Source organism: Streptosporangium sp. NPDC006013 (genome assembly GCF_040614275.1).
Classification (GTDB): Bacteria; Actinomycetota; Actinomycetes; order Streptosporangiales; family Streptosporangiaceae; genus Streptosporangium.
Map to the genome: position 1 here is coordinate 1 of NZ_JBEXUE010000719.1, position 3,601 is coordinate 3,601.

At 68.0% G+C, this 3,601-nt stretch carries 6 protein-coding genes; all 6 read left to right on the top strand.

Annotated features, from left to right (window positions below; translation table 11 throughout):
- Window positions 1-891, top strand: an 891-nt coding sequence (locus ABZ260_RS48430) for an acetyl-CoA C-acyltransferase (protein ID WP_355631999.1), incomplete at its 5' end; no start/stop codon positions are given.
- Window positions 892-929: 38 nt separating this feature from the next.
- A complete protein-coding gene (locus tag ABZ260_RS48435; protein ID WP_355632002.1) occupies window positions 930-1,688 on the top strand; it encodes an SDR family NAD(P)-dependent oxidoreductase in 759 nt (252 codons plus the stop codon).
- Between the two features lie 11 nt (window positions 1,689-1,699).
- A complete protein-coding gene (locus ABZ260_RS48440; protein ID WP_355632004.1) occupies window positions 1,700-1,846 on the top strand; it encodes a hypothetical protein in 147 nt (48 codons plus the stop codon).
- Window positions 1,843-2,631: a crotonase/enoyl-CoA hydratase family protein gene (locus ABZ260_RS48445; protein WP_355559387.1), complete on the top strand. Its 789-nt coding sequence runs from the start codon at window positions 1,843-1,845 to the stop codon at window positions 2,629-2,631. Before ABZ260_RS48440 ends, ABZ260_RS48445 begins: the two co-directional genes overlap by 4 nt.
- 160 nt (window positions 2,632-2,791) lie before the next feature.
- Window positions 2,792-3,361: a nuclear transport factor 2 family protein gene (locus tag ABZ260_RS48450; protein ID WP_355559390.1), complete on the top strand. Its 570-nt coding sequence runs from the start codon at window positions 2,792-2,794 to the stop codon at window positions 3,359-3,361.
- Between the two features lie 161 nt (window positions 3,362-3,522).
- Window positions 3,523-3,601 (top strand): GDP-mannose 4,6-dehydratase (locus ABZ260_RS48455; protein ID WP_355632007.1); only part of this gene is annotated, 79 nt, incomplete at its 3' end.

Genomic DNA, 3,601 nt, shown 5'->3' on the forward strand with positions numbered 1-3,601 from the left:
TACCCGCTGTCCAGCCGGATGGACGAGAACGACAGCATCATGGTGTTCGACCGGGTCGGCGGCGTCGAGTCCATGAGCCGCGTCGTCATGGGTTCCGCGCACATGGACGCCGACCCGTACGGCACGCAGGTCGCGGAGCGCTTCGCGCCCGGACTCGTCTCCCAGGGCGTGGCGGCGGAACTCGTCGCGGCGAAATGGAAGCTCGACCGTGCCGCCCTCGACGAGTACTCCGTACGGTCACACCGGCTCGCCGGCGCGGCACAGGACGCCGGGTGGTTCGATCGCGAGATCCTCGCCATTCAGACCCCGAACGGCGTCGTGGACCGAGACGAGACGATCCGCCCCGGCAGCACCGTTGAGAAGCTCTCGACCCTGAAGGCGGTCTTCGAACGCGACGACCTGTCCCGGCGCTTCCCGGAGATCGGCTGGAGCATCACGGCCGGCAACTCCTCACAGATCACCGACGGCGCCGGCGCACTGCTGGTGATGAGTCGCGAGAAGTGTGATGAACTCGGCTTCACCCCGCGTGCGCGCGTCCATTCCATGGCCGTGTGCGGTGACGACCCCCTGCTGATGCTGACCGCTCCGATCCCGGCGACGCACCGGATCCTCGAGCGCTCCGGACTCACGCTCGACGAGATCGACCACATCGAGATCAACGAGGCCTTCGCACCGGTTCCGCTCGCCTGGCTCGCTGAGTTCGACGTCGATCCGGCCAAGGTCAACCCCAGGGGCGGAGCGATCGCGCTCGGTCATCCGCTCGGCGCCTCCGGAGCCCGGATCATGACGTCGATGCTGCACGCGCTTGAGGACAACGGGCAGCGCTACGGTCTTCAGCTCATGTGCGAGGCAGGTGGTATGGCCAACGCCACGATCATCGAGCGCCTGTAGCCATTACCCCATCACCATTTCCGAACAGGAGATTCATCGTGGATGTCAACGGAGCCTCGGTCGTCGTCACCGGTGGCGCCTCCGGCCTGGGAGCCGCCACGGCCGCCCGGCTCGCCCAACGGGGTGCCCACGTGGTCATCCTCGACCTGCCGGAGTCGCGGGGGAAGACAGTGGCGGAGGACCTCAACGGCCGCTTCGCGCCCGCTGACGTGACCGACCCCGACGGGGTGAACGCCGCACTCGATCTCGCCGAAGCCGTGGCTCCGCTGCGGGCGGTCGTCCACTGCGCAGGGCGTGGCGGCGCGGTCCGTCTGGTCGACCGGGACGGCAACCCCGGGTCACTGGAGACATACGAGAACGTCGTCCGGATCAACCTGATCGGCACGTTCAACGTGCTGCGGCTCGCCGCGACCCGGATGGCGAAGAACGTCCCGGTCGACGAGGAGCGGGGTGTCTGTGTGCTCACGGCGTCGGTCGCGGCGTACGAGGGCCAGATCGGCCAGATCCCCTACGCCTCCGCCAAGGCCGGGGTGGTCGGCATGACGCTGGTGGCCGCGCGCGACCTGGCCTCGAAGCTGATCCGGGTGACCACGATCGCTCCGGGGCTCTTCGACACCCCGATCCTGGCCCGGCTCCCCGAAGGGGTGCGTGATTCCCTCGGCAAGTCGGTCCCGCATCCCAGCCGCCTGGGCCTCCCCGACGAGTACGCCTCGCTGGCGCTGCAGATCATCGAGAACAAGATGCTCAACGGCGAGACCATCCGCCTCGACGGCGCCATGCGCATGGCTCCCCGCTGACCGGGGGACCCATGACGGACACCAACGCCGTCGTCGACGGCAGCGGACCCCGGGGGCGCGAGCCCGCCCACCGGCGCGCGACCGCCGGCCTCAGCGGGGTCATCGGCTCTCGTGGCGCGGACCGGGTCAAGGAGAAGGGCGAGGAAGAGGAAGCATGAGTGAGACAGCCGCGAGCACCGAGTCCCCCGAGCTCCTCGTCGAGGAACGCGGCCGGGTCCTGGTGCTCACCATGAACCGCCCCGAGGTCAGGAACGCCATGTCGATGGCGATGGCCCACCAGATCGCCGACGCCCTTGAGATGCTCGACGAGCGTCCCGACCTCAGCGTCGCGGTCATCACCGGGGCTGGAGGAACGTTCTGCGCGGGCATGGACCTGAAGGGTTTCGCCCGTGGGGAGCGGCCGGTCGTCGAGGGCCGCGGTTTCGCCGGGCTGGTGCGGCGCCCCCCGAACAAGCCGCTGATCGCGGCGGTCGAGGGCTACGCGCTGGCGGGCGGCTTCGAGATCGTGCTCTCCTGCGACCTCGTCGTCGCCTCCAGCGAGGCCAAGTTCGGGCTTCCCGAGGTCAAACGCGGGCTCACCGCCGCGGCCGGCGGACTTCTCCGCCTTCAGCACCGCGTTCCCTACCATCTGGCCATGGAGCTTGTCCTCACCGGGCGTATGTGGCCGGCTCCCGATGCCGCTGAGGTTCATCTGGTCAACCGTCTGGCGGAGCCGGGCGGCGCGCTGCGGGCCGCGCTCGAGCTTGCCGAGGAGATCGCCGCGAACGCGCCGCTGGCGCTCGCGGCCTCCAAACGGGTCCTGGTGAATTCCACGGACTGGCCGCTCGACGAGAAGTTCGACCGCCAGGAGGAGTACGTCAACCCGATCCGCGAGTCCGCCGACGCCAAGGAGGGGGCCTTGGCCTTCGTGGAGAAGCGCGCTCCTCGCTGGACGGGTCGCTGAACGCACGGCAGTGAGGCGGCCGGGTTGGCTGAGACCTGCCGACTGTTCATCCCGGCGCTCCTGCGCCCGGCATCGCGCCGTGCCATCTGGTCAGCATGATGATTGTAATTATTAATATTTAAGCCGGCCGATGCCGGTGAGTGGAGAGGGAAGGGCCTCAATGTCTGACGAACGATCTCTGGCAGCGCGTCTTGCGAAGCTCGAGGACCGGAACGCCATCCAGGAACTCGGCGTTCTGTACGGCTACGCGATGGACGAGCGCGACGAGGCGATGATCCGCAGGATCTTCTGCGAGGACGCCACACTCCGTTCCCAGGACGGAGTGTTCGCCGCCACCGGCATGGAGGAGATCGTCACCACCTATCTGGGGCGGTTTGCTGTCCTAGGCCCGACAAATCACTTCACTCACGGCCATGTGATCCGATTTGATGAGTCCGACCCGGACGTCGCCTACGGTCTGCTCGCGTCACACGCCGAGGTGGCTCGGAACGGGGTCACCATGCTCGTGGCTCTGCGCTACAAGGACGTCTACCGCCGAGTCGACGGTGCCTGGCGGTTCGCGGCCCGCCTCATGTCCTACATGTACTACCTGCCGGTTACCGAGTATGCCGAGGGCCTGGGGGACAGGAACAGCGTCCGGGCCTACGGCGATCACCGTCCGGCGGACTGGCCGGAGTCCCTGTACTCCGACGGCGCCAAGAACGACTGGCTCTGGGACTTCCTCGACTGAGGGGCCGACGCCCCCTCGGCGGTCAACCCCGATACGGAACTCCATCCTGGCCACGAGCACGGTGACGCCCGGCCTGGCCGGACTGCTCGTTGCCGTGGCTGCGAACGCCGACTCGGCCGGGATGGAGTGAGTTCCACTCCCGGGGGTGACCGCCAGAGGTCGTGCACCCGCGCAGCCCCTATGGGGTGGCGAAGACATATGGCCATTTCATCACCCGGAACTATCGTGAGTCGTTCAACA

Bases quoted from the DNA above. Each gene is read 5' to 3' on its own strand.
- ABZ260_RS48440 (WP_355632004.1), top strand. From the start codon at position 1,700: ATGACGGACACCAACGCCGTCGTCGACGGCAGCGGACCCCGGGGGCGC.
- ABZ260_RS48445 (WP_355559387.1), top strand. From the start codon at position 1,843: ATGAGTGAGACAGCCGCGAGCACCGAGTCCCCCGAGCTCCTCGTCGAG.
- ABZ260_RS48450 (WP_355559390.1), top strand. From the start codon at position 2,792: ATGTCTGACGAACGATCTCTGGCAGCGCGTCTTGCGAAGCTCGAGGAC.